General features: G+C 69.2%; 29 protein-coding genes. 11 read left to right on the top strand and 18 right to left on the bottom strand.

Annotation, left to right across the window (positions count from 1 at the left end):
* Positions 1–4: 4 nt before the first annotated feature.
* The 4 genes from AVL48_RS39455 to AVL48_RS03190 form a co-directional block, all read right to left on the bottom strand.
* Positions 5–181, bottom strand: coding sequence for a hypothetical protein (locus AVL48_RS39455; RefSeq protein ID WP_167386328.1), 177 nt, complete (start codon positions 179–181; stop codon positions 5–7).
* Positions 178–474, bottom strand: a complete 297-nt coding sequence (locus AVL48_RS03180) for a hypothetical protein (protein ID WP_061983677.1) — start codon at positions 472–474, stop codon at positions 178–180. The genes AVL48_RS39455 and AVL48_RS03180 overlap by 4 nt, the downstream gene beginning before the upstream one ends.
* Entirely contained in the window at positions 471–941 is a 471-nt protein-coding gene (locus AVL48_RS03185; RefSeq protein ID WP_061983676.1) for an Asp23/Gls24 family envelope stress response protein, read from the bottom strand. The genes AVL48_RS03180 and AVL48_RS03185 overlap by 4 nt, the downstream gene beginning before the upstream one ends.
* 207 nt (positions 942–1,148) lie before the next feature.
* Entirely contained in the window at positions 1,149–1,490 is a 342-nt protein-coding gene (locus tag AVL48_RS03190) for a WGxxGxxG family protein (RefSeq protein WP_244162283.1), read from the bottom strand.
* 368 nt (positions 1,491–1,858) lie between these two features.
* On the opposite strand from AVL48_RS03190, the gene AVL48_RS03195 reads away from it, so the two are divergent.
* Both AVL48_RS03195 and AVL48_RS03200 read left to right on the top strand, forming a co-directional pair.
* Positions 1,859–2,272, top strand: coding sequence for a hypothetical protein (locus tag AVL48_RS03195; protein ID WP_143104753.1), 414 nt, complete (start codon positions 1,859–1,861; stop codon positions 2,270–2,272).
* Positions 2,273–2,406: 134 nt separating this feature from the next.
* The gene (locus tag AVL48_RS03200; RefSeq protein WP_061983673.1) at positions 2,407–2,721 is read left to right on the top strand and encodes a hypothetical protein; all 315 of its coding nucleotides are present in this window, start codon (positions 2,407–2,409) and stop codon (positions 2,719–2,721) included.
* A 54-nt stretch (positions 2,722–2,775) separates the two neighbouring features.
* Here the strand turns inward: AVL48_RS03200 and AVL48_RS03205 are convergent, their stop codons facing one another.
* From AVL48_RS03205 to AVL48_RS40775, 8 genes are all read right to left on the bottom strand, one after another.
* Positions 2,776–4,374, bottom strand: coding sequence for an ABC transporter substrate-binding protein (locus AVL48_RS03205; RefSeq protein ID WP_061983672.1), 1,599 nt, complete (start codon positions 4,372–4,374; stop codon positions 2,776–2,778).
* Positions 4,375–4,384: 10 nt separating this feature from the next.
* Complete coding sequence (locus AVL48_RS03210; protein WP_061983671.1) at positions 4,385–5,287, bottom strand: serine hydrolase; 903 nt, start codon at positions 5,285–5,287, stop codon at positions 4,385–4,387.
* Positions 5,284–6,672, bottom strand: a complete 1,389-nt coding sequence (locus tag AVL48_RS03215; RefSeq protein ID WP_061983670.1) for a serine hydrolase — start codon at positions 6,670–6,672, stop codon at positions 5,284–5,286. The genes AVL48_RS03210 and AVL48_RS03215 overlap by 4 nt, the downstream gene beginning before the upstream one ends.
* Before the next feature lie 123 nt (positions 6,673–6,795).
* Complete coding sequence (locus tag AVL48_RS03220) at positions 6,796–8,442, bottom strand: PucR family transcriptional regulator (RefSeq protein WP_061983669.1); 1,647 nt, start codon at positions 8,440–8,442, stop codon at positions 6,796–6,798.
* Entirely contained in the window at positions 8,403–8,864 is a 462-nt protein-coding gene (locus AVL48_RS03225; RefSeq protein ID WP_061983668.1) for an amidohydrolase family protein, read from the bottom strand. The genes AVL48_RS03220 and AVL48_RS03225 overlap by 40 nt, the downstream gene beginning before the upstream one ends.
* 215 nt (positions 8,865–9,079) lie before the next feature.
* Positions 9,080–10,303 (bottom strand): MFS transporter, encoded by a 1,224-nt coding sequence (locus AVL48_RS03230; RefSeq protein ID WP_061983812.1) that lies wholly within the window; start codon positions 10,301–10,303, stop codon positions 9,080–9,082.
* Positions 10,304–10,480: 177 nt separating this feature from the next.
* A complete protein-coding gene (locus AVL48_RS40770; RefSeq protein ID WP_425266075.1) occupies positions 10,481–10,738 on the bottom strand; it encodes a hypothetical protein in 258 nt (85 codons plus the stop codon).
* Positions 10,698–10,916 carry an alpha/beta hydrolase-fold protein gene (locus AVL48_RS40775; RefSeq protein WP_425266076.1) on the bottom strand — a complete coding sequence of 73 codons (219 nt, stop codon included), beginning with the start codon at positions 10,914–10,916 and terminating at the stop codon, positions 10,698–10,700. The genes AVL48_RS40770 and AVL48_RS40775 overlap by 41 nt, the downstream gene beginning before the upstream one ends.
* Positions 10,917–11,432: 516 nt before the next feature.
* Here AVL48_RS40775 and AVL48_RS03240 point away from each other — a divergent pair.
* Complete coding sequence (locus AVL48_RS03240; RefSeq protein ID WP_061983667.1) at positions 11,433–12,029, top strand: TetR/AcrR family transcriptional regulator; 597 nt, start codon at positions 11,433–11,435, stop codon at positions 12,027–12,029.
* 93 nt (positions 12,030–12,122) lie between these two features.
* Here the strand turns inward: AVL48_RS03240 and AVL48_RS03245 are convergent, their stop codons facing one another.
* A complete protein-coding gene (locus AVL48_RS03245) occupies positions 12,123–12,890 on the bottom strand; it encodes a dioxygenase family protein (protein ID WP_061983666.1) in 768 nt (255 codons plus the stop codon).
* 332 nt (positions 12,891–13,222) lie between these two features.
* Here AVL48_RS03245 and AVL48_RS03250 point away from each other — a divergent pair, with 332 nt between their 5' ends.
* On the top strand, positions 13,223–13,843 hold the full coding sequence (locus tag AVL48_RS03250; RefSeq protein WP_061983665.1) for a hypothetical protein: 621 nt from the start codon (positions 13,223–13,225) through the stop codon (positions 13,841–13,843).
* Between the two features lie 60 nt (positions 13,844–13,903).
* On the opposite strand, the gene AVL48_RS03255 is transcribed toward AVL48_RS03250, so the two are convergent.
* From AVL48_RS03255 to AVL48_RS03275, 5 genes are all read right to left on the bottom strand, one after another.
* Positions 13,904–15,184 (bottom strand): beta-ketoacyl-[acyl-carrier-protein] synthase family protein, encoded by a 1,281-nt coding sequence (locus tag AVL48_RS03255; RefSeq protein WP_061983664.1) that lies wholly within the window; start codon positions 15,182–15,184, stop codon positions 13,904–13,906.
* Positions 15,181–15,606, bottom strand: a complete 426-nt coding sequence (locus AVL48_RS03260) for a cupin domain-containing protein (RefSeq protein ID WP_061983663.1) — start codon at positions 15,604–15,606, stop codon at positions 15,181–15,183. The genes AVL48_RS03255 and AVL48_RS03260 overlap by 4 nt, the downstream gene beginning before the upstream one ends.
* Positions 15,603–15,938 (bottom strand): TcmI family type II polyketide cyclase, encoded by a 336-nt coding sequence (locus AVL48_RS03265; RefSeq protein ID WP_061983662.1) that lies wholly within the window; start codon positions 15,936–15,938, stop codon positions 15,603–15,605. Before AVL48_RS03265 ends, AVL48_RS03260 begins: the two co-directional genes overlap by 4 nt.
* A gap of 79 nt (positions 15,939–16,017) precedes the next feature.
* Positions 16,018–16,734 (bottom strand): SDR family NAD(P)-dependent oxidoreductase, encoded by a 717-nt coding sequence (locus AVL48_RS03270; protein ID WP_061983661.1) that lies wholly within the window; start codon positions 16,732–16,734, stop codon positions 16,018–16,020.
* A 90-nt stretch (positions 16,735–16,824) separates the two neighbouring features.
* Positions 16,825–17,445 carry a PadR family transcriptional regulator gene (locus tag AVL48_RS03275; RefSeq protein ID WP_061983660.1) on the bottom strand — a complete coding sequence of 207 codons (621 nt, stop codon included), beginning with the start codon at positions 17,443–17,445 and terminating at the stop codon, positions 16,825–16,827.
* A 146-nt stretch (positions 17,446–17,591) separates the two neighbouring features.
* Here AVL48_RS03275 and AVL48_RS03280 point away from each other — a divergent pair, with 146 nt between their 5' ends.
* From AVL48_RS03280 to AVL48_RS03310, 7 genes are read left to right on the top strand one after another with little or no spacing between them, the layout of a single operon-like run.
* Positions 17,592–17,975, top strand: coding sequence for a SchA/CurD-like domain-containing protein (locus tag AVL48_RS03280; protein ID WP_061983659.1), 384 nt, complete (start codon positions 17,592–17,594; stop codon positions 17,973–17,975).
* Between the two features lie 60 nt (positions 17,976–18,035).
* Positions 18,036–19,640 carry an FAD-dependent monooxygenase gene (locus AVL48_RS03285; RefSeq protein ID WP_061983658.1) on the top strand — a complete coding sequence of 535 codons (1,605 nt, stop codon included), beginning with the start codon at positions 18,036–18,038 and terminating at the stop codon, positions 19,638–19,640.
* Complete coding sequence (locus AVL48_RS03290) at positions 19,640–21,166, top strand: peptide MFS transporter (RefSeq protein WP_061983657.1); 1,527 nt, start codon at positions 19,640–19,642, stop codon at positions 21,164–21,166. Before AVL48_RS03285 ends, AVL48_RS03290 begins: the two co-directional genes overlap by 1 nt.
* Before the next feature lie 33 nt (positions 21,167–21,199).
* Positions 21,200–21,937 carry an SDR family NAD(P)-dependent oxidoreductase gene (locus tag AVL48_RS03295; RefSeq protein ID WP_061983656.1) on the top strand — a complete coding sequence of 246 codons (738 nt, stop codon included), beginning with the start codon at positions 21,200–21,202 and terminating at the stop codon, positions 21,935–21,937.
* Complete coding sequence (locus AVL48_RS03300; RefSeq protein ID WP_061983655.1) at positions 21,937–22,317, top strand: SchA/CurD-like domain-containing protein; 381 nt, start codon at positions 21,937–21,939, stop codon at positions 22,315–22,317. The genes AVL48_RS03295 and AVL48_RS03300 overlap by 1 nt, the downstream gene beginning before the upstream one ends.
* A 5-nt stretch (positions 22,318–22,322) precedes the next feature.
* Entirely contained in the window at positions 22,323–23,204 is an 882-nt protein-coding gene (locus tag AVL48_RS03305; protein WP_061983654.1) for an NAD(P)-dependent oxidoreductase, read from the top strand.
* Between the two features lie 5 nt (positions 23,205–23,209).
* Positions 23,210–23,659 carry an anthrone oxygenase family protein gene (locus tag AVL48_RS03310; protein ID WP_244162284.1) on the top strand — a complete coding sequence of 150 codons (450 nt, stop codon included), beginning with the start codon at positions 23,210–23,212 and terminating at the stop codon, positions 23,657–23,659.
* Positions 23,660–23,732: the final 73 nt, after the last annotated feature.

Below are 23,732 nucleotides of genomic sequence, written 5' to 3' on the forward strand. Positions count from 1 at the left end.
GGGCTCAACCCCTGTCACGGCCGGTGAGCTGCGAAAGGTCGAGCTTGCCGTCGAGGACACGGCCGACCAGCAGTCCGAGGGCGCCGAGGACCAGAACGACGATGAACGCGCTGAACCCGCCGAAAGCGGCCGCGAGGCCGAGTGCGAGGCCGGTGAGAAGGCCGAGATGCGTGGAATTCATGGTTTCTCCTTGGCTGGTGCGGAGGCGATATCGCCGATCCGCACGTGTACCGGGAGGCCGACCGGCCCCACCGCCGCGCGGACGTCGTCACTGATCTCGACGGCGGTCGCCGGATAGCGGCCGGTGACACCGATGGTGATCTCGTCGTCGCGGATGCGGATCCCCGGGATCCGGCGACCACGCAGGAGGGTGGCGATCTCGCCGAACCGGCCGCTGTGCAGGCCCGCGACATGAGGTTGGGCCTGCACAGCGGCGGCGATGCGGTCGGCGTCGATCTCGACGCCGGGGGTCACTGGACGCGGCCGGTGTCGCTCTTGGCGTCCTCGTCCTCGTCGTCGCCGGGAATGTGCACGTCGGACACGTTGATGTTGACCTCGACGACCTCGAGCCCGGTGATCTGCTCGACCGCGCCGATGACGTTCCTGCGCACCGCGCGGGAGAGGTCGGCGATGGACACGCCGTATTCGACGAGAATCTGCAGGTCGACCGCGGCCTGCTTCTCGCCGACCTCGACCGAGACACCCTGGCTCGCCGAGGCCGTGGCGCCCGGGATGCGCTCACGGATCGCGCTGAACGCCCGGGCCGCACCGCCGCCCAGGTCGTACACACCCGAGATCTCCCGAGTGGCCAGGCCGGCGACCTTCGCCACGACGGTGTCGGCGATGGTGGTGGCGCCCTTGCTCGACTCCAACGCGCCCGTACCGGTCTTCTCTACCTGGGCCGACTGGCTGGGGGCCTTGGCCGCGGTCGAATTCGTCATGACTTCTCCTCGGGTCGGTTCTTGCGGTCTCGATGGAAGTTCAAGCCCGTTCCATCCTTACTTCCACACCACTGGGACCCCGTCCTGAGAAGATCGTCACGACCCCATCGTGTGACACCCGTCTCTCCCGTCCGGAGCCTGCCGACGACCGCGCCCGAACACGCGGTGTGTGCGCCGACCCACTTCGGCGGTGGCTGGAGACGACGCTCAAGCACCCGGCGGGTTCTGTCGTGGTTCGGCGGGCGGATAGGTGTTCGCCGGCGGCGTCCCCGGACCCGCGGCCGGATATCCCGCCATCGCACCCGGTTTCGGTTCACGGCGGACGAGCCCGGCAAGGCCCAGGAGACCGAGCAGCCCCAGCAGGCCCCATAAACCATTGTCCCCGTCGGAATCGTTCCTGTCGTTCCTGTCGTTCCTGTCGTTGGGGTCGTTGGGGTTGTTGTCGGCCTGCTGCCCCGCCGGTGTCGCGATCGCGGGCGCCGGCGCCGCGTCGGCCGGGACCGCTCCGGTCAAAACAATGGCCGCGGACACCGCACATGCGGAAATCAATTTCGCTGTCCTGTGAAGCATTCGATGATCCTTCCCTCGGTGGTAGATCGATCGATTTCTGCGTACCCGCCCCCAGCCCGCTCACACGCGATTCACCCGATTCGTGTCACCCACACGGGGCTTTTCGGATTAGACGACCGCCAACCGGTCACCCGGTTTCCAACGAAACGAGGAAAGGGAGGAAGGCAATGACGGCGGCATTGTGGGGTCTGACCGGACTATTCGGCCTTCTGGGCGTCTATGGCCTCGCCCGGGTCGGCCAACGAACAAATACCCGGGCCCGGACTCCGGCAGCGGATGTTTTGGCCCGGTATCCCGTGGCCCGTGAACCGGCGGTGCCGAACGCCGATACCGCGCACACACCACTCATGATCCCGGCGGTCACCCCGGAGATGATCCTCGGCGCCGGCCCCAGGCGAGTTCCCCGGTCGGGCGGGGATCACGCTCCCAGCGGGCCTCGGTCGCCGATGGCCCGGCCGAACCTCGGCGGAGCACCGGCCGTCGCCGCGCCGGTCACCGACCCCGGCACCGGTGACCCCGGCCCTGTTCCGGCACAGGCGGGTCCGCGGTTCGAATCCGCGGTCCCCGACTGGCCGGACCCTGAAGACACCGCCTTGGCGGAGCCGGGATCCGAACCGGCTCAAACTCCGGTCCCGGCAAAATCTGCCGAAGGCGCCTCGCGAAAGCACCATGGTTCGGGACCGCGCGACCTGCTCGATCCGGTCGTCCGTAACGCCAAGGGGGTCAAGCACAGGCTCCGCCGGAAGCGATCGAGCCAGTGAGCCTGGCGAACCACGGTCGGACGAACTCGCGTACATCCTGGCGGTGCTTGGGAATGTGGTCCGTTCGACCGACAGTGTGCGGACGCGCTCGCGGATACCTTGTGGCTGAGTCCGACCACACCTGAAGGAGCACCATGACGACCGCCCGGCGCGCTCTCACCATTCTGGCCACCGCGGGTCTGGCCATCTCGGTCCTCGGCGCGGGTTCCGCCTCCGCCGCGACCAAAGGCAAGATCTACATCTCCAACAACTGCGGCAAAGCGGTCTCCACCACTATCCACCGCGGCGACAGGATGATCGCGGGCACCGGCGCCGCCCCGGCCGGCAGCTACTTCGGCTACCCGGTCGACCCCGGCACCTATCAGGTCCGCGTGCCCGCCGGGAACAAGGACGTGAGAATCCTCGACCTCGGCAGCAAGGCACACTCGGTCATCGTCAAGGCCTGCTGAGCCGCCGCCTGGCCTGTCGGTATCCGACGACGGCCGCGGCGACCACGCCGGTCGTCAGTCGTACATCCGGATCGACGACGGTTGGAGGAAGGTGTTCGAGATCTCGAACCGTGCCTTGTTCCCGAAGGTCGGGAGCAGCGAGTTCGCGAACTGTGCGACGTCCTGGCGTTCGAACAGCGCCGTCTCCGCGGCCAGCCAGTCCGGGCAGCCCGCGGTCCCGACCTGGGTGGCCGCCTTGGCGACCAGCGCGTCGTACCGCGGGTTGTCGATGTGCGCGAAGTTCGTGCCCTCCGGGGGCCGGTTGCCGGACACGAACGGGATCAGCTGGCTCGGCAGATTCAAGCTGACCGGGGCCATCGAGAGATCCCAGTCGCCGGTGGCGAACAGGGTTTGGCTGGTCGCCGGGCTGTCCAGGCCCTTGAGCGTGACGTCGACGCCTGCCTCCTTCCAGCCCCGCTGCATCAGCTCGGCGGCCGGTGTCATGGTCGCGCCGAGCTGCGTGCCGTAGATGGCGGTCAGCGCGAGGCGCTTGCCGTCCTTCATCCGGATGCCGTCCGGGCCCGGTTTCCAGCCTGCCGCTTCGAGCGCGGTCTTGGCCGCGGCGAGGTCGAAGCCGGGGATGTGCCCGGTGGCGGAGTCGCCGGTGCACGCCAGGGGTTCCATGGTGATCAAGCCCCGGACCGGGGCGCCGGCGTCCCGGGTCAGGACCTTGGCGACCGGGGCGAGGTCGAGTGCCTGCACCAGTGCGCGGCGCATCGCCTGGTCCGCGCCGAACCGGCCGGGCGCCTGGTTGAACCACAACTCCCCGAACGCCACGGTGGTGTCGGCGTGGAACAACCCGCGCGCCCGCAGGCGCTGCTGATCCGGTCCGCTCACCTGTGCGGCGTTGAGTTCGCCGGACAGCAGCAGGTTCGTGACGGTCGTCATGTTCGGGATGACCCGGATGACCACCTTGTCCGGCAAGCCCTTCTGCCCGGGATCGAAGGTTCCGGGGCCCCAGTTGTAGTCCTTGCGCCGGGTCAGCGTGTAGTGGTCGTTCGGGACGACCTCGGATATGGTGAACATGCCGGTGCCGTTCTCGCCCCTGGCCAGCGTCTTGCGGTCGGCGAGGCCCTTCGCGCAGACGATCGGGACGTTGCCGGCGTTGCGCAGCAGGAACGCGTCCGGTGCCCCGCTGGTGACCTTCACGGTGCCCGCCGCGTCGTCGGCGACCGCCTTCGTGCCCACCTGCACCGTGTTGCCCGCGATCGGTGAGTTGTTCGCCGGGTCGCCGACGAAGTTGATGTTCGCCGCGACGTCCGTCGCGGTGAGCGGGCTCCCGTCGGGACAGGTGATGCCCTTGCGCAGGGTGAAGGACGCGGTGGTCGTGGTGGCCTCCCACTGTGCCGCGAGCCCGGCCTCGGGTTGCCCCTTGCCGTCCACGCCGAGCAACCCGTCATAAAGATAACGACCGATCTCGCCGGCGATCGAGAGCACGGTGAGCGCCGGGTCGAGCGTTCCCGGATCCGAACCGACGGCGTAGGTGAAGGTCTTGCCGTCGGCCGGTTTCCGGTTCGCGGTCGGATCCGTTCCGGAAGGCGCCGGGGCCCCGCACGCGCTCACGGTCAAAGCCACTACTACTGCCGTCACGGCGGTGTGCCGAGCAGTTTTCACGGGAGTTCTCCTACGGTGTCGCGTTCTCGGCAAGGAGGTGGTCGACTGCCAGCCGGGCGGCGGCGCCGATGGACGTGTCGACTTCGGGAAGGCGATCGTCGAGGGAATGGGCGCGGGTGAACACCGCGACCGCGAACCGGCGGCCCTCGGGCAAGGTCACCACTCCCGCTTCGTTGCGGATGCCCGGCAGAGTCCCGGTTTTCGCGGCTATCCGCACACCGGAGGGGAATGCGGACGACAGCCGGTGCGGCCAGATCTGCTGGGCCATGATCGTCCGGACGCGTTCGCAGGCTTCGGGTTCGCCCGCCCGGTCGGTCCAGATCGCGTCGAGCAGTTCGGTCGTCTCACGCGGCGTCGACGAGGTTTCCCTTTCCGGGTCGCACATCGACAGGTTCCGCACCTGTTCTTCGGTGGCCGCGGCCAGCAGTGCGTCGATCTCGGCGAGATCGGTCCCGCCGAGTTCGGCGATCCCGATCCGGAACGAGTCCTCGCAGGAGCCGATCAGCCGGGTGCGGGACAGCCCGAGGTCGGCGACCGCCCGGCAGATCGTCTCCTGGCCGATCCGGTTCCAGATCAGGTCGGTCGCCGCGTTGTCGCTCATCGTGAGCATGAACCAGGCGAGGTCGCGCCAGGTCATCTCGACGTCGTCGGCGCAGCCCGCGGTGCCGATGCCGCCGATCCGGTACCGCGCGGTCACCTTCGTGTATTCGGTCTCGTCGAGTCGTCCGGCCACCACTTCCTTGGCATAGGCGAGCGCGATCGGGATCTTGAACACCGAGGCGAGGACCACCTGATCGTCGGCGCCGACCGACACCTCGGCACCGTCCGGCACACCGACTTCCCTCGCGTGCAGCGACCCTTCGGCACCCGCTGCGGCGAACACGGCCTCGATCCGTTCGCGGATGTCGCTCACTTCGCCACCCGCCGGTCCGCGCGTCCGGTGTGGAGGAACCGGGCCCGGCCGGTGCCGTCGTCGCCGACGAACACGTGGGCCACGTAGGCGCCGGGGACTTCCGGAATGGCGGCGACGAAGGTTTCGCCGTGCCACGACAGCAGCTCCACCGTGCCCGACGGCTCGTCGAGTTCGGCGAACTCCCCCTTCGGGGTGCGCCGCAGCCAGAGCCGGCCGCCCTCGGCGGTGACGACGGTGGAGAGGACCCGCGACGAGTACTCCCCCACATACCGGGAAAGATCGGCCGGGGCCGGCGCGGGACCCGGTTCGGGCAGCGGCGGGACCGTGATCCCGGCGAGTTCGCGCATCAGCTTGGTGGCGATCTCGTGGTAGACCTTCAGCGTCGCCCCTCCGTTGGTCAGCAACGCGAACGCGACGTCGTGCTCCACCGCGACCCGCAGGAAGGCCGACTGGCCGATCGTGCCGCCGTCGTGGCCGACCACCGTGCCGCCCTGCCAGCCGAAGTCCACCCAGCCGAGGCCCCAGTGCGTGCCCATGATGCCGAGATCCGGCACGGCGACCTGCCGTTCGCGCATCGCGCGCACCGATTCCGGCGACAGCACCTGGACACCGTCGTCGGCCTTACCTTCGTTCAAATGCATGCGGGCGAAGGTCAGCAGATCGCGCGGGCGCATGACCAGCGTCGCACCGGCGGGCGCGTTGGAGCGGGCGAGCGACCAGACCTTCGTGGGCACCGGCTCGCCGCCCGATTCCGGCAGGATGTGACCGACCGCGGCACGATGGCGGACGGCGTCCTCGGCCCCGCAGCCGGCATGGGTCAGGCCGAGCGGGCCGATCAGCCGTTCGCGCACGCAGTCGTCCCAGCACTTGCCTCGCAGCACCTCGACGATGCGGCCGAGCACGCAGTAGCCGGCGTTGCTGTAGGAGAACCGTTCGCCCGGCGGGAACAGCTGCGGCACGTCCGACAGCAACGGGATGAGCTTCGCCACCGCGTCCTCGCCGGTCCCCGTGTCGGCGAAGACGTCGCCTTCGAACCCGCCGGTGTGACACGCCAGCTGCCGGACGGTGATCGTGGCCGCGGCGCGGGCGTCGGCGACCTGGAACTCGGGCAGGTAGTCGCGCACCGGACGGTCGAGGTCGACCAGGCCCTCGTCGACCAGCTGCATGATCAGCGTGATCGTCCAGATCTTGGTGATCGACCCGATCTGGAACACCGAGTCCGTTGTGGACTCCACGCCGGTTGCCGTGTTCACGACACCCGCCGCGTGCTCGACGACCTCGCCGTCGGCGAACACCGCGATCGCGGCACCGGGCACCTGGTGCTTGTCCAGCAAGAGGGAGAAGTTCTCCCGGAGCCAGGTATCGATCTCGGAAATTTTCGACATGCGCACCTCTTGTCCGGTGTGGATGGTCCGGCGTTGCGGGAATGCTAGGTCGCGGCGGGACGTCCCTTGTTCGTCCGGACCGAGGAGACCGGCGGGGAAAGTTCATCCGCTCGGACAGGGGTGTCAGGCTTCTCCGGGCCGCATGCCATGGAGCAGCAGATGCAGCTGCACCATCGCCGCGAACCGGTCCCGTGGGTCGTCGAGGTCGATTCCGCCTACCTCGGCCAGCCGGCGCAACCGGTAGCGGAAGGTGCTCGGATGCACATATGCCGCCGCCGACGCGGCGTTGATGTCCCCGAACGAATCGAGCCAGCACCGCAGCGTGTGCACGAACTGGGACTGGTGTTCCCGGTCGTAGGCCAGCAGCCTCGCGATCGGCCCGGTCGCGGCGTCGCCGCGGGCCGCGGAAAGGTCCGCCAGCTCGAGCATCAGCGCGTCGACGTGCGCGTCTTCGGCCGTGATCACCCGCTTGGCGCCGCCGTTGGCGAGCAGCACCCGCAACGCCCGGTCCGCCCCGCTGCGGGAGTCGTACAGGTCCGCGCCCTCGAGTGCCGGCGGTCCGACGCCGATCGCCGCGGAGACCCGGTGCCCGATTCGTTCCAGGAACGCGGTCGCGACGCGCACCGCGCGTTCCTGATGATCGCCGTGGTTTCCGGGCACCGGCACGATTCCGTACGCGACCTCGCCGATGAGCGCGACCGCCGAGCGCGGCTGGACCGCGCTCAGATGCATGGCGAGGGCGTCGGCGACGCGTTGGCGTTCGGTGGCGAGCCAGGGGCCGTCGTCGGCCGGGTCGAGCAAACCCATCGCGAGCACGACGGCGGGTTGGCCCAGCAGGCCGAGGCGCCCGACGGCTTCCGGGGCCCGGCGCCCGCCTTCGAGCGCGGTGCTCACCAAATCGGCTCGCAGCCGACGTTCGACATCGGCTCCGGCCCGCAGCCGGAGCAGGTGCAACGCCACGATCTTCGAAGCTTCCACCAGCGCCACCGCACGTTCTTCGCTCAGCGCGTGATCGACCACGGCCCAGATCGAGCCGAGCACCTCATCGCCCGCCCGGACGGCGACCACCACCCGGGGACGGTTCTCGCCATCGTCGTCGTCCGGATAGAAGTAAACCGGTCCCGTCTCGCGGTGGAGGCGGTCGAAGAAGCCGCTCTGCTCCAAGCCCCGGGTGTAGCGTTCCGGCACCTGGCGGCCGAGGATCGTTTCGACCCGCGGCGGGTCGGTTTCGTCCTGGCGGCCGGAAAACGCGAGCACCCGCGAGTCGCGGTCCTCGATGGTGATCGGCGCGTCGAGCAGCGCGGCGATCGCGTTGGCGAGCGCGAACAGATCGCCGGTCGGGATTCCGCCGAGTGCCTGCGGGGAGACGTCGCCGACGTCACCCTCGGCCAGCAACGTGCGGAGCATCGCGGCCAGCTGCGTCCACGACGCCCTGCTCGCCAGCCCGACCAACGCGACCCCGGAGGAGGCGGCCGCCCGCGCCAGCTCGGCCGGCGCGGAGGTCGGCGAGCGCACGATCAGCGCGGACGCGCCGCGTTCGCCGACCTCGTGCAGTAGCTTCACGATCTCCCCGGGATCGCGCACCCCGACCCCGAGGACCACTGCCCGGTCGGGGAACTCGGCGTCGTCGTACGGATCGTGGATCACCACGCCGCCGAGGTGGCGACGGGTGTCCCGGCCGACCGCGATCGGCTCGAGGAGCACGTCCCCGAGTGCTTCGATGACGCGGCTCAGACTCGTATGCGGTTTGCTCGGCACCGGTGTCCGCACTCCCGAAGGTAGGTCCGGCCTCGTCCGAACCGGCTGGTTCGACCGGACGGAATGGTATTCCGGACTCGACGCTGACCGGCGCGTATCCGAGCAGCACGCCGAAGCCGAGCGTGCAGCGGCCGTCCCGCCGCGGCCGTCGCCGCGTAAGCCCGGCCGACCGGCCTCATCCCGGCCTCCGGGTCGAGCGCCATGGTGACCCCTTCCATCGCTTGCGGCCGGTGGGCCGCGATCGAACGCACGTGGCTGTGCAGCTCGACGAAGCCCGGTCCGACGAGGTACCCGGCGACGGCGGCCTGGTCCCCGGCCTGCGGCGGTCCCGATCCGACGGCGAGCATTCCGCCGTCGCCGACCAGCACGTCGACGGTGCCTTCGAACCCGGTGGCCGGATCGACGACACGACCGCCGCGCAAGAGCGTGCGCATACCTGTCCTCCTGGCCTCGCTGGTGACGACCCTAGGAGGACTCGCGGGCGGCCCGTTCGTCCCGCCGCATGAATTCCAGCGTGAACTTCCCTCCGGCGGCACCAACCCGGGAACCCGAGTTCGGGTTGCCGAGATCGATGAATCGCGCGTCGGCGGGCACCGGTCGACAAGCGCCGGTGTGCGCCTTCCCGGCCGCTCCCCACAGGGGGTCCGAGTCAAGATGTCTCCGGACGGCGCCCTCGATGCCGGTGGCGCCGCTCGACGACGCCGGAGGCCAAGGCGACGCCGAGCGCGGCCACACCCAGCGCCACACCGATCCACACCGGAGCGATGAGTCCGAGACCGCCGTCGATCGCCATCCCGCCGAACCAGGCGGAGAGGGCGATGCCGACGTTGAACGCCGCGGCGTTCACGGAAGAGGCGAGCGACGGCGCGTCCTTGGCCACGTCCATCACGCGGGTCTGGAAGACGGGGACCATCGCGAAACTCGCCACCCCCAGCACGAACACCATAATCACCGCCGATACCCGCTCGTGCACCGCGAAAGCGAAGACGGCCAACGCGGCGGTCGCGGCGAGGATGGTGCCGTAGAGCGTGGGTGTCAGCGCTCGGTCGGCGAGCTTGCCGCCGAGCAGGTTCCCGGCGGTCAGCCCCGCGCCGAAGAGCAACAGCAACCACGGCACCGTCGAAGTTCCGAAGCCGGTGACCCGCGTCAAAATCGGCTCCAGGAAGGTGATGGCGGCATAGGCCGCGCCCCAGCCCAGCATCGTCACCGTCAACACCGACCAGACCTGGAGACGGCGGAACACGGCGAACTCGCGGCGAAGCCCGCCTCCCGTGTCATTCGGCCGCGCGGGTACGAACGCGATGATCGCGGCGAGCGCGGCCGCGCCGATCAGGGCGATGGCCCAGAACGCCGAGCGCCAGCCGAGCCGCTGGCCCAGCGCCGTCCCGAACGGCACCCCGACCACGGTCGACAACGTCAGTCCCGTCATCATCAGCGCGATGGCACGGGAGCGCCGCTCCGGGGCGACGAGGCTCGCGGCCATGACCGGGCCGATGCCCATGAAAGCGCCGTGGCACAAGGCGGAGATGACGCGGCCCGCCATGAGCACGCCGTATCCGGGGGCGGTGGCGGAGAGCACGTTCCCGGCGATGAAGAGACTCATCAGCACGCTGAGCATGATCTTGCGCGGCAGCCTGGTCCCGGCGACGGTCATGATCGGCGCGCCGATGGCCACCGACGCCGCGTAGCCGGTGACCAGGAGTCCGGCGGCGGGAATGGACACTTCGAGGTCCTCGCCGAGCGGCCCGAGAAGGCCGACGACGACGAACTCGGTCAGGCCGATACCGAACGCGCCGAGAGCGAGGGCACCGATCGCGAACGCGCGACGCCGTTTCGAGTACTCAAGGGTGGACACGCCGGAAGAGGCGGCCATGGTCGGCACGCGGGGGTCCTTTCGCCGAGGCGTCGGCGGCCCTCGCGGGCCTCAGGTCCCGTCCACGCCGGGACCCGCCATGATCCACTCCCGAGTATGGGTCGGGATCGCGCCGTACGTCCAGCGGATTCGCGGGTATCGAACTGTGCCGCGGTCGCCCGGCCGCGGCGTTCGCGCTTACCGGGCCCGGCAAGTCCTGAGGTAGCTGAGGAATGAGGCCTGCAGGCCGGTCACGTGCGTTTCGCGCAGGACGGCGCTGGTGACGGCTCCGCCGAGAGAGGTGAGGCGGTGCAGGACGGTGGCGGTGTTCTTCGTGAGGTTTTGGTAGATGGCCAGGTCTCCGAGCAGCTCCCGCTCGTTGAGGGTCACGTGAAGCTTGGCGGCCTGCTGCCGGTCACCCAGCTCTTGGAGTTGGGTGAAGATCTGTGTCTTCACCGGCGACGCCGGGGCTGCCCGCTCCGATGCTCTCGAAGAGCGTGTTGCCGGTGAGCCAGGTGTAGAGGCTGAAAAGCCCGCCGTAGGAATAGCCGAAAAGGCCGTGCCCGCTCGTGGCTGTGCCGTAGTCGCGTTCGATCCGCGGGTGCAGTTCCGCGGTGAGGAAGCTCAGGAACACGTCGGCGTGGTGTCGCGCAGTTCGGCGAGGTAGGCGTCGGATTCCTCGCGTGTCCTCGCGCCCGCTTGCACCCCATCTCCACGGCATCGAAAAGTTCCTTGGCGATGGGCTCGCCGGGCGGCACGAGGTCTCTGTTGCGCAGCCGATCCCAGTGCTGGGCGCCTTCGCCCGCGTAGCCGACGCTGACCTGGATGTAGGGCTGTATCCGCTGCATGGGGTCCGCCTGGGTGACGATGAGCGGGGCCGTCATGCCCACGGCCCAGTTGCCGTCGAGCACATACACGGCAGGCGCTCGCGTAGTGGCGGGGTCGTAGCCCGGCGGCGTGGTGACCCAGACGCCGTAGTCGTGCCCACCGCTGGAGCGCGTCTCGAAGTAGTCGGTGTCAGCGAGGCAGCCGTGCCACATGGTGCTCATCGGAGGTCCTTCACGACACGTCCGGCGTGGACGACGCCGACAAGCTGAAAACTTCCCACAAGTCATTCCCTTCGCTCTTTTCCAATGGATAAACTGTGGGAGTGATCTTGTCAAGCACGGAACGCACCGGTGACGCACGCGAGCGCCTCCTGGCTCGGCTTCTCGACGCCTTCGGCGAGACCCTTCCCGCCCCGGAGGTGTCACTGCGGGAAATCGCGGCCCGGGCCGGGACCAGCCACGCCCTCCTGCGATACCACTTCGGGTCGCTTCCGGGAGTGTTGGCGGCCATGCTCAAGGCGCGGCGATCCCACGACAACGAGGCGCTTTTCGAGGCCGCCCCGCAGGGCACCTTCGACGACCTCGTCGTGGCAATCTGGCGGACCTATACCCGCCCGGAGCAGCTGTCGCGTGTCCGCGGCTTCTTTCACGTCGTAGGGCTGGCCGCGTACAGCCCACAGGACTTTCGTGAGTTCATCGACTCACTCGACGACCTGACCAAGATGCTGGCCTCGCTCGCGGAACGCGAAGGGCTCGACGCCGACGAAGCGCTCACCACGGCCACCGTCACCATCGCCGCGATTCGCGGCCTGCTCCTCCAAGAGGTCCTGACTCCGGCAGCCCATTCGGAGGACGCGGTCGACTTGATCCTGCGCATGAGCAAGAACCGACCCGGTCCACCAGCACATCCGAAGCCGTGAGCGGCACGCGCGCGTGCGCGTGCCGCTCACTATCGGGCAGGACCCACCGTCGCCGCCCGCGTTCGCCGGCCCCGGCGACTTACCGGGCCTGCGCTAGTCGGGCCTGCCGACTTGGGTGTTCGACAGATCGAGACCGATCGCGAAGTCCGCCGTGTAGCCGTTCCCGGCCTGCTGGGGACGCAGCAGCATTTGGGCGCCGCCGTTGCGGTAGATCGAGTCCCGGCTGTTGGTCGTGTCGGCCGGCCCCTTCCGCCGGTACGGATCGGTCCGGAGGTACGCCGCGCCGAACTCGGGCGTGAAGTAAAGCTGCGACGTGAACTCGTACGGCCGGCCGTTCGTCCCGACCGTGCGTATCTTGACGTGGATATGCAGCGTGCGTCCCGAATACCAGCCAGGAAGAATGGTGGTGAACCGAGCCGCTCCCGATTGGTCGGTATTCTGGTAACCGCGCAGGAAACGACGGCCGGAACTTCCCTGAGACGGAATATCGGAGTACAGCCCGAACGCGTCGCACTGCCAGAGGTCGATCATCGCTCCCGGCAGTGGCGTGCACTGCTGCTGACGAATTTGCTGAACGGTGAAATTGATCATCAGCGCGGTGCCGGGAACCAGTTGCCCGGTGGCCGGTTCACTGCGGATATCGGAGCGGTTGAGCCGCTCGTCGACGAAGTACGGACCCTCCATCTGCTCTGGCTTGACCACACAATCCAGCGTGCAGACCTCGGGTGATCCCGCGATGGGGGTGGCGGCACGTGCCGTGGTGGTTCCGGCGACAGCGAGGGTCGCACCGGCGGCGCCGAGCAGAATCAACGCCTGCCGCCTGCCGAGCACCCGGCCTACTGGCTCATCATCGTCATGCATGGATTTCCTTTTCGCCAAATAATGGGAGCAGGGAACTGAACGCAACAAGGGTTTTGCTCGCAGGGTGCCGCGCGTATCTGATCATCCGCCATGACCCGTTCGCTGTCGAGACGGTTCACTCTCGCGCATCATACTTCGAAGCGGGCAACGGCCTTTGATGGGCCGAATCCTCGAATCCCGCTACGGCATTTCGCCTACGCCATTCGAAGGTGATTTCGAGGAATTCCGCCGTCTTGCCCTCATCCGCCTTGAGTGACAGATTTTGGCAAACTGTCACATCTCGCGCCGATCTTTGCTACCGTCCAGGGAACCGACTTGAGGAGGCTGGGGCGATGACAGGGGATCTCGGGCGACGGGCGGTCTTCGGGATGGCGGCGACCGCCGGTGGCGCGTTGCTGACCGGCGGCACCGCGGACGCGAAGGAGTCCACTGTGGACTCAACAGTGGACGACAAGTCCCGGGCGACCCCGTCGTTCACCGTGGTGGACAAGCGAGGACGGCAGCGGTTCCTGCTCGACAGCCGTAAGCCGCCGCTGATCATCGACGGCCGGACCTACCCGCCAGAGCGGCGCTCCGGGCCGGAGAACGGCTCCTATCTGATCTTCAACGACGAGACCGGTGACGAAAAGGGCGGCCTGCTCGTCCACCCCACCGGCGGTCACATCGCCTTCGACTATCCGCACGCGGTGGACGGCATCAGCCTCAGCTTGTCCGCGAAGGACGGCGTGGGCGGCGCGGGCTTGACCATCAACGGTGTTCCGGATCCCGATGCCGGGCCCGGCGTCCGTGCCACGCCGCGGGCGGCCTTCGGCTGCCACACCACCTTCGGCGCGCAGCTCGCGTTGTGCGATTCCCAAGGCCGTCCGCGAATCGTGCTCCAGGTCGACGAGAACGACCGGCCGACCATCAAGATCCTGGACGGCGACGGCAAAACGGTCAACGAACTGGCCTAGTCCAGGCCGGGAACCGCGGTGCCGGCACAGTCGCCGCGCCGCTGCGGTCCCGGCAGTCACCTAGGTCCGGCTGGAAGTCCTTCGGCTGTTCGGCCCACTCAAGACGACGGCCGTCTGAAAACCGCCGAAACCGCTGCCCACACTGAGCACGACGTCGGTGCGCTGCTCGCGGGCCACCAGTGGGACGTAGTCCAGATCGAGGTCCGGGTCCGGTTCCTTGAGGTTGGCGGTCGGCGGCACCACCTGATTGTCGATCGCCAGCAGGCAGGCGACGACCTCGAGGGCGCCGATCGCGCCCAGCGAGTGCCCGATCATCGACTTGATCGAGCTGACCGGGACGTCGAACGCGTGCGACCCCAGGCTCCGCTTGAACGCCGACGTCTCGTGCCGGTCGTTCTGCTTGGTCGCCGAGCCGTGCGCGTTCACGTAGTCGATCTCGCTGGGGTCTCGTTTCGCGTACCGGAGCGCGGCGTTGATCGCCTCCGCCATCTCACGGCCGTCCGGCTTGAGCCCGGTCATGTGGAAAGCGTTGGTGCGATTGGCGAATCCGTCGATGACACCGTAGATCTTCGCCCCGCGGCTCCGCGCCGCCTCCTCGCTCTCGAGCGTGACGATCGCCGCGCCCTCGCCGAGCACGAAGCCGTCACGCCGGGCGTCGAACGGACGGGAGGCATGCTCGGGGTCGTCCAGATTCGGCGTGGTGGCCCGGATCGCGTCGAACGAGGCCACCGTGATCGGTGAGATCGGCGCCTCGGTGGCGCCGGCGAAGACGACGTCGGCCTCCCCCCGCTCCACCAGCATCGCGCCGTTCCACACCGCGTCCAGCCCCGACGTGCACCCGGTCGAGATCACCGAGGAAGGCCCTTCCGCGCCGACCGCCCAAGCAACCTCGACGCCGAGCGTGCTCGGGACCATGTACCCGTACAAGTGGGGTACGGCGTACTCGTGGTCGAGCAGCCAGTGCTTGCCGTCGTCGGACAGCACCCGGTACTCGTTCTCGAGCCCCACGGTGCAGCCGACGGCACTGCCGACGGTGACGCCGACGCGTTCCGGCGGAATCGCCCCCACGTCGAACCCGCTGTCCCGCATGGCTTCCTCCGCGCAGACCACGGCGAACTGGGCGGCCCGGTCCATCCGGCGCACCTCGCGCGGGGTCAGCCCGTTCGCCAGTGGGTCGAAGTCGACCTCCGCGGCGACCTGGGACCGGAACGGCGCCGGGTCGAAGTGGGAGATCCGCCTGGTCGCCGTCCGGCCCTCGCTGAGCAGGTCCCAGTACGCCTTCCGGCCGATCGCCCCCGGCGCCACCACGCCGATGCCGGTCACCGCCGCCCTCCGGTTCATCGAGCTCCGCCGACCATGGGCTGCGACTCGTGCGAGGCGGGAGGCTCCTCGGTGTCCACGTGGCCGAGTTCCGGTCTCGGCGCGAGCGGGGAGAGGTGGAAGACGTAGTGGGCCTGCTCGGTGCCGTCGTTCACCAGGCGGTGACGCGCGCCGATCGGCACCAGGAGGGAATCGCCCGCGGTCAGCTCGATCGGCTCGCCGTCCAGGTAGAGGGTGCCCGTGCCGCGGACGAGGTGCAGGAACTCCTCGGAATGCGGGTGGTAGTGCTCGGAGACGTACTCCCCGGGCTCGAGCCACAGCACCCCGCCGAAGCCGGACGTGCTGGCCACTGTCCGCGGGCTCAGCGTGACCCGCATTTCCCCGCCTCGCCGCCGGTTCGCGGCGACCTCGGTGAAGTGTACTTTGTGGACGGTCTCGGTCACAGTTCCCTCCCGTTTTCGGCCGACCAGACGTAGAACTGCCGGGCCATCGCGTCTTTCGGTTCTTTCCAGTTCGGGTCGTACGGCGACACCAGCGGCAGCAGCTTGGTGTGGATGTCCTGGTACTCGGCACCAGGCCGGGCACGGTACAGCCGCGGGGAGATGTCTTCGTCGGCCTCGACGAGGTGGAAATACAGGTCGTGGAAGCTGAACAGCGTCCGGCGGGTGACGCCGACCTGGTGCGGCAACCCGGTGGCGTCCGACTCCTCGAACACCTCCGCGATCCGGCCGGGGTCCGGTGTCTCGAGTCGCGCCACGATCAGGGTCCGGTGCACGGCGTCCTCCTAGAAACGGCCGGGAAACTGGCGTGCTCCGATCTGACACACCGGAGCTGGAATCCGGCTCGAACCCGGCTCACCAGCCGATCAGCCGGTCACCGCGGCGGAAGGTGCCGGTGGGCCCGTCATCGGGCAACGTCACCGCGTCGGCGATGGCGACGGCGGACTCTTCGGCCGTCCTGGTCGCCGACGGCATCATCCTGGTCCTGGTCTGCCCGGGGTTGACGGCGTTCACCAGCACACCGGTGCCTTCGGCGTGCGCGGCGAGCATTTGGGTCAGGCCGTTGAGCGCGGCTTTCGACACCGAGTAAGCCGGACAGCCGATGAACAGGCCCGCGGTGAAGGAACCGGTCGCGCTGGAGACGAACACCAGCCGACCCCAGCCGCGGCCGATCATGGCGGGCAAGAAGGCCTGGGCCACCCGCCAGGAGCCGATGAGGTTCACCGCCATCGTGCGCTCGACCAGTTCCGGCGGGACGGTCAACGGGTCGGCGCCGGTGTCGAGCATGATGCCGGCGTTGGAGACCAGGACGTCCACCTCGGGCAGAGCGCGCGCGGCGGCGGCCACGGATCCGGGATCGGTGACGTCCAACTGGATGTGCCGGACGTCCTCACCCAGCCCGGCCGCGGCTTCCCGTGCCTGCGCCCCGTCACGGGCGCTTACGACGACCTCGAAACCCCGCCGGTGCAGTTCGGCGGCCACCGCTCGGCCGAGGCCTCGATTGGCACCGGTGACCAGGGCGGTGCGGACGTTCGGACGGTGTTCGTTCAGGGCAGTGCTCGTGCCGTTCATGAGGGCTCCGGATCGCGTCGGCGAAGCTTGACGCGTCCGATGCTGGACAGAGCGGCTGGACCGTGGATCGGCCCCGGGTCGAAGCCGGGGTCAGGTGCCGCCGACGGCCCCGTTCCGCTGGGCGGCTTCCAGCTTTTCGAGCATCCCGCGCAGCCAGGTGATCTCGGCCCGCGCCATGGTCCGCTGGTAGTCCGTGTCGACGAGGTGGATGGGGTCCAGTGAGCCGCCGAAATCGGCCAGCCGGGCGTTGACCTCGGTCTCGAACGCGGCGAGGTTCCGCTCGCTGGTTTCGAGCCGCTCGTTCAGGGCGGCCATCGCCTCAGAGCGCGAGATCGAGGCGATGAACGCCAGCGCGGCGGGGAACTCCGGGTACTCCACGGCGGGGGTGCGCAGCATGTCGCGCACCCATTCCCGGGACAGCTGGACGCCGCTCTCGGTGGTGCGGAAGACGGTGCGTTCCGGACGGTTCTCGTGCTTGGTCGTCTCGTGCACGGTGATCAGCCCGTGCCGCTCCAGCCTGCGCATCGTCTGGTAGATCGCGTTGCGCTGGCTGACGTTGATGACGCGGTCCTTCTCCCATTCGAGAATCCGCTGACGCAGCCCGTAGGGATGCTTGGGCTCGACGGCGAGCAGCAGCAGGACGGCCATGGCCAGCGGAGAGCGGCGGACCGTCGCCGTGTCTGCTTCCTCGTCCTTCGAGTGTCCGATCACCGCTTGATTATAATCATAACAGAAACATTACATCGGACACCGATCCTCTGGCCGCGCCGGAAGCGCCGAGACAGCCGCTTGAGCCTCTCTCCAGCCCCCTGTCACACGGTTTGAGTCCCGCCCCGGACAGCTCACGAGGAGACCCGATGCCCTTCGCCGCGATCAGTTACGACGTCAAGAGCGGGTTCGAGGACGAGCTCGTCGAGGTGTTCGCCGACTTCCGCAGGCCGGACACCTCGCGGGTGCCGTCCGCGGCCGCGGACGGCACGCCGAGCCGCATCCTGAGCACCGCCGTGTTCATCCGCGACGGACTGCTGGTGCGCTTCATCGAGTACGAAGGCGACCTCACCGCTATCGCGAAATTCATGGCCGCCCAGCCCGGGGTCCGCGAGGTCGAACGCAAGCTCAAGCCGTACCTGCGGACGCCCCGTGACACGGACACCGAAGAAGGTTTCGTGCGCACCTTCACGGCCAGCCTGCTTCGCAGTGTCACCCAGCTTTCCCTGCCCAAGGCCGCCGCTTCTTCCTGAGCACACGGCGATCCGCCTCGGAGGAACTCCCCCGTCCAAGGTCGAACGAAGGAACCAACCATGCAGGAAATCGCTGTACCAGTGCTGATCGTCGGCGCCGGGCCGGTCGGCCTCTCCGCCGCGGCCTTCCTCGGGCGGCACGGGGTGAAAGCGCTCGTCGTCGAACGGCGCGACGGCACCTCGACCCTGCCGAGGGCGCCCGGCCTCCAGGCACGCACGATGGAACTGTTCCGCGCGGCGGGCTTCGTCTCGAAGATCCGCGCACTGGAAATGGGTGACTCGCATCCCTACTTCGAGGGCGGCATCATCCAGACCAGGACGTTCGCCGAAATCGACGACGCGGTGACCCTCGAGGCACCCTCCCTCGACGGGGAGCACATCAGCCCGGAGCGGGTGATGGGCTGTGGCCAGGACCGGTACGAGCGGGTACTCGCGGGGCTGGTCACCGACACCGGCGGCACACTGAAGCACAGCACCCGCCTGCTCTCGTTCACCCAGGACGAAACCGGGGTGACTGCTCAGCTCGAGGAAAACGGGCAGCCGCTGCGGGTCCGGGCGCAGTACCTGATCGGCGCGGACGGCTCGGCCAGCACCACCCGCGACCTCCTCGGTATCGAGCGGACCGGGATGGGCACCGTCTTCGACGCGATGTCGATCTACTTCCGCGCCCCGGAGCTGGAAACGATGCTGGCCCATCGGAAGTTCATCCTCTGCTACGCGACCGCGGCCCCCGGCACCCTGATGGGACTGTCCCGGCTGCACGGTTGCGACCCCTGGCTGGCGGCGCCGCTGTATTTCCCGGAAAAGGGCGAGACGCGCGCGGACTTCACGGACGACCGCTGCCGCGAAATCATCCGCATCGCGGCGGGCAGGCCCGAGATGGACGTCGAGATCATGGCCAAGGTGCCGTGGCGGGGCGCGCAGCTGGTCGCCGAGACCTTCCGCGCCGGCCGGGTCTTCCTCGCGGGCGACGCCGCGCACTTGCACCCGCCTGCCGGCGGTTTCGGTGCCAACACCGGGATCCACGACGCGCACAACCTCGCGTGGAAGCTGGCGGCGGTGCTGGCGGGTAAAGCGGAAGAGCCGCTGCTCGACTCCTACGACGCCGAGCGACGACTGGTCGGTGAGGCGATGGCGAGCCAGGCCATGGTGCGCAACCGGATCCGGCACGGGCACGCGGACGAAGTGACGGCCGCGAAGATGGTCGACGACGTCATCGTCACCCTCGGCTACCGGTACCGTTCCGCCGCGATCACCGGCGTGCCCGAAGACGCGCCGGTGCTCGCGCCCGAACTCGCGCTGACCGGCAGCCCCGGCACCCGGGCACCGCATTGCTGGCTCGAACGCGACGGCGAACGACTGTCCACGATCGACCTCTACTTCGACGATTTCGTGCTGCTGACCGGCTCCCGTGACAGCGGCTGGCTGGAAGCGGCGGAGCGGGCCGGCAAGCTGCTCGGGGTGCCGGTGCGCGGCCACGTACTCGGCGAGGGCGGCGATCTTCGCCCGGAGCAGGGCACTTTCGGTGCCGCACATGGGGTTCCGGAGCACGGTGCCGTCCTGGTCCGCCCCGACGCCTTCGTGGCGTGGCGCACCGGCGCCACCGCTGACACCGCCGAAGACGCGCTGCGCGCGGCACTCGCCGCCGCGACGGGGAGGCCGTGATGGTGTCCCCGGCCGAACAGGCCCTCGGTGACCGGACGGTCACCTTGTTCCGGATGCCGGACTGGTACTCCAGATTGTTTTCCGCGGACCTGTTGGAGCGCTTCGGTTTCTACGGTCTGCAAGCGGTTCTGGTGTTGTACGCGGCGGCCCCGGTGAGCACGGGCGGGCTGGCTCTCGGTGCCGATGCGGCCGCGCTGTTCGGCGCTTGGATCGCGTTCACCTACATGCTGTCGCTGGCGGGCGGCTGGCTCGGCGACCGGGTGCTCGGCGCACGCAGGGCGATGCTCACAGGATGCGCGCTGAGCGCCGCGGGGTTCGCCGCGCTGAGCGCGGGACTGCCCGCCGCGGCCGGGCTCGGCCTGCTGGCGATCGGCAACGCCGTGTTCAAACCGAACCATCAGGCCATGGTCAACCTGATGTTCGGGGACGGCCGGGGCCGGGAGTCCGGTATCTCGCTGATGTTCGTCGCGACCCAGGTCTCCTCCCTGCTCGCCCCGCTGGCCTGTGGCTGGCTCGGTGAACGCGTCTCCTGGTCGGCGGCGTTCCTGGCATGCGCCGCGGCGATGGTGCTGGCAGGCGCGAGAATCGCCACCGCGGCGAACCGGTTCGGCCCCATCGGCCTCGCCCCGCGAGCCGGGCTCGCCCCGGCCGAACGGGCACGGCTGCTCCGCCGGACCGGGCTGGTACTCGGCGTCGCGGCCGTAGCCACGGTGTGCGCCGCACTCGCGGGAGTGCTGAGCGTCCGCACCCTCGTCAGCGCGGCGGCGGTACTGCTGCTGGTCGCGACCGTCACGGGATTCCGTTCGCTCCACCGGAATCCGGAACTGACCGGCGCGGACCGGCGACGGCTCACCGCGTTCCTCACGGTGTTCTGCGGTGCCGCCCTGTTCTGGATGATCTTCGCCTATTCCGGCTCGCTGCTCACCCTGTTCGCCCGCGATCACGTGCGTCGCGACTTCGCCGGTTTCCTCGTCCCGGCGAGCTGGATGCAGTCGGTGATCCCGTTGTTCACACTGTTGTTCGCCCCCCTGATCGCGCGGCTGCTGCCCCGGCTCGGGCGGCGGCACAACGTCGCGGTGAAGTTCGCGATCGGCCTCTGCCTGATCGGCGCCGGTTTCCTGACCATGGCCATCGCCGCGGGCCAGACCGGCGGTGGCGCCAAGGTCTCCCCGCTCTGGCTGGTCGGCGCCTACCTGGTCTCGGCGCTGGGCGAACTGGTGATCGCGGCGGTCAGCATCGCGGCGACCGCGGACGTGCTGCCGCGCACGTTCACCGCCAGGATGCTCGGCCTCTACTGGCTTTTCGCCGGTCTCGGCAGCGCGATCGGCGCCGCCCTGCTCCGCCTGCTGCAGCTGATCCCGGAGCAGTACTACTACCTCGGCCTCGGCACGGTCAGTGTCCTGACCGGACTGTTGTTCCTGCGAAGCCGCCGCCGCCTGACCGCGGCACTGCGCCACGACCCCGGCGAACACGAGGTCCCGCGGCCGAGCGAGCCTCCCACCGCTTCGCGCACGTTGCAGGACTGACCCCGCTACCGAACCTCGTGAAAGGACCTCCGGATGCACCAAGGACTGGACGGCAAGAAAGTACTGGCGACCGGCGGCACGAAGGGCATCGGCCGCGCGACCGTGCTCGCGTTCGCGGCGGCGGGCGCCTCCGTGGTCACCTGCTACCGCGACGACGAGGAAGCGGCCGCCTCGTTGGAAAAGGAACTGGAACGGCTCGGCGGGACGCACCGCGTGGTGCGGGCCGACGTCACCGGTGAGAGCGGCGCCGCGGCCCTCGCGGCCGCGGCCACCGAGACACTGGGCACGGTCGACGTGCTGGTGAACAACGTCGGCGTGGACGGAGTGGTGCCCTTCGCCGAGCTCACCCCGTCCGAATGGCAACGGGTGATGGACCACAACGTGACCAGCGTGTACCACGTGACCCACGCGGTCACGGACGCGCTGGCCGACGGCGCCTCGGTGATCACCGTCGGCTCCTCGGTGGCGCTGCGCGGACGGGCGAACGGTGTCCACTACACCACCTCGAAGGCCGCGCTGATCGGCTTCACCCGGGCGCTGTGCAAGGAACTGGGGCCGCGAGGGATCCGGGTCAACGTCGTCGCACCCGGGCTCACCGAGACCGAGCCCGGCGCCGGGCTGCCGCCGGAGGCCGTCGGCCGGATCGTCGGGATGACCGCGCTCGGCCGGATCTGCCGGCCGGAGGATGTCGCCGGGGCGGTCCTGTTCCTCGCCGGGGACACGTCGGCCTACATCACCGGGGTCACCCTCAACGTGGACGGAGGAGTCTGATGCCCTACGCGGCCATCTGCTACCGGGTCAAGCCGGGCAATGAGGACCGGATCGCGGAGATCTTCGCCGGGTTCCAGCGGATGTCGACACCGCAGGCACCCGCCGGGAACGACCACGAAGGCGCCCGCCTGCTCGGCACGGCGGTGTTCGTGCAAGAGGATGTCGTGGTGCGGGTCGTGCACTACGAAGGCGACTTCGCCGCGGTAGGAAGGCATGTCGGCGCCCAACGCGGAGTACACCTGATCGAGAAAGCGCTTGCGCCGTATCTCGCGGAACCGCGCGAGACCGTGACCGAAGAGGGCTTCGCCCGGTACTTCGCCGACGCGACCATGCGCTGTGTTTCCCAGCTTTCGGTCGCCGACCACCCGAACGCCCGGTGACCGCCATGACCGCCAGGGTGGCCGCGATCGGCCTCGGGGAAATGGGTTCGGGGATGGTCCGCGCGCTCCTCGCGGCGCGGTACGAGGTCGTGGTCTTCAACCGCACCACCGCACGCGCCGAAGCGCTCCGCGCGGCCGGGGCGCAAGTCGCCGCCACAGCGGCCGAGGCCGTCGAAGACGCATCACTGGTATTGGTCAGCCTCGCCGACGAAGACGCCGTGACCCAGGTGCTGCTGGGTGACCTCGCCGGAATGCTCACCGACCGGCACACGGTGCTCGACACCTCCACGGTGTCCCCGCGGTTTTCGATACAGGCCACCGCGAAACTCGCCGAAACCGGCGTGCGCCGGATCGAAAGCTGCGTCATGGGCAATCCGGAAATGGCGCGGGAGGGCCGGTTGCGGGTGTTCGCGGCCGGGGAGGAACCACCCGGCGAAGACGTCTCCGCGGTGTTCGACGCGCTCGGCCAGCAGGTGACCTGGCTCGGTGAGACCGGCCGCGCGAGCACCCTCAAACTCGCCTTCAACCTCCTGCTCGGCGTGCAGACGGCGGGGCTGGCCGAAGCGCTGGATTTCGCCGAATCCGCCGGGATCGACCGCACGCTGATGCTGGACGTCTTCTCGGCCAGCGGCTGGTATTCGCCGATCCTGGGCTTCCGCGCGCGCTTCATGCGGGAACGCGCCTACAAGCCGGCGGCCTTCCGCAGCGTGCTGATGCACAAGGATCTCCGGCTCGGCTGCGAGGACGCGGCCGGGCGCGGAGTGCCCATGCCGGTCACCGTCGCGGCCGCGGACCGGTACGCCCGCGTCGTCGACGCCGGTTTCGGCGACGACGACGCGGCAGTGATCGCGGAAGGATTCCACAGCGACACCCCGTCTTCGCGGTGACGACCGTGTCGACGTGGGAACGCTGGCTGGCCGGCACGGTGACGGTGACCAGCGGCGCGATCGCCGGTGTGCTGTTCGCCGTCGCGCTCGCCGTGCTGCCCGCGTTGTTCGCGATGCCACCGGCCCAGTACGTCTACAGCCACCAGCTGATCGGAAAACGGTGGGATCCGACGATGCCGGCGCTCGTGCTCGGGTCGACGGTGGCCGACGTCGTGCTCGCCTTCCTCGTGCCGGAGCGGGCCTGGCTCTTCGGGGCGGGCGCGCTCGCCTTGACCGCGGTATCGGTGGTTTCGCACTTCTGCAACGTGCCGATCAACCGGGTGGTCAAACGGCTCGACCCGGCGGCGATCCCGGCCGACTGGGCCGATCCGCGGCCGTTGTGGCGTCGCTGGCACCTGCTCCGCACCGGGATAGCCGTGCTCGCCGCCGGGCTGAACACGACCGCGCTGTTCTGAGCGGACCTGTCGAGCACCGTTCGAGAACCACTTCAGTGACCGCGCTGAAGATCGGAAGCCAAGGCAGAAGGAC

This window comes from Amycolatopsis regifaucium (assembly GCF_001613935.1).
GTDB classification, from domain to species: domain Bacteria; phylum Actinomycetota; class Actinomycetes; order Mycobacteriales; family Pseudonocardiaceae; genus Amycolatopsis; species Amycolatopsis regifaucium.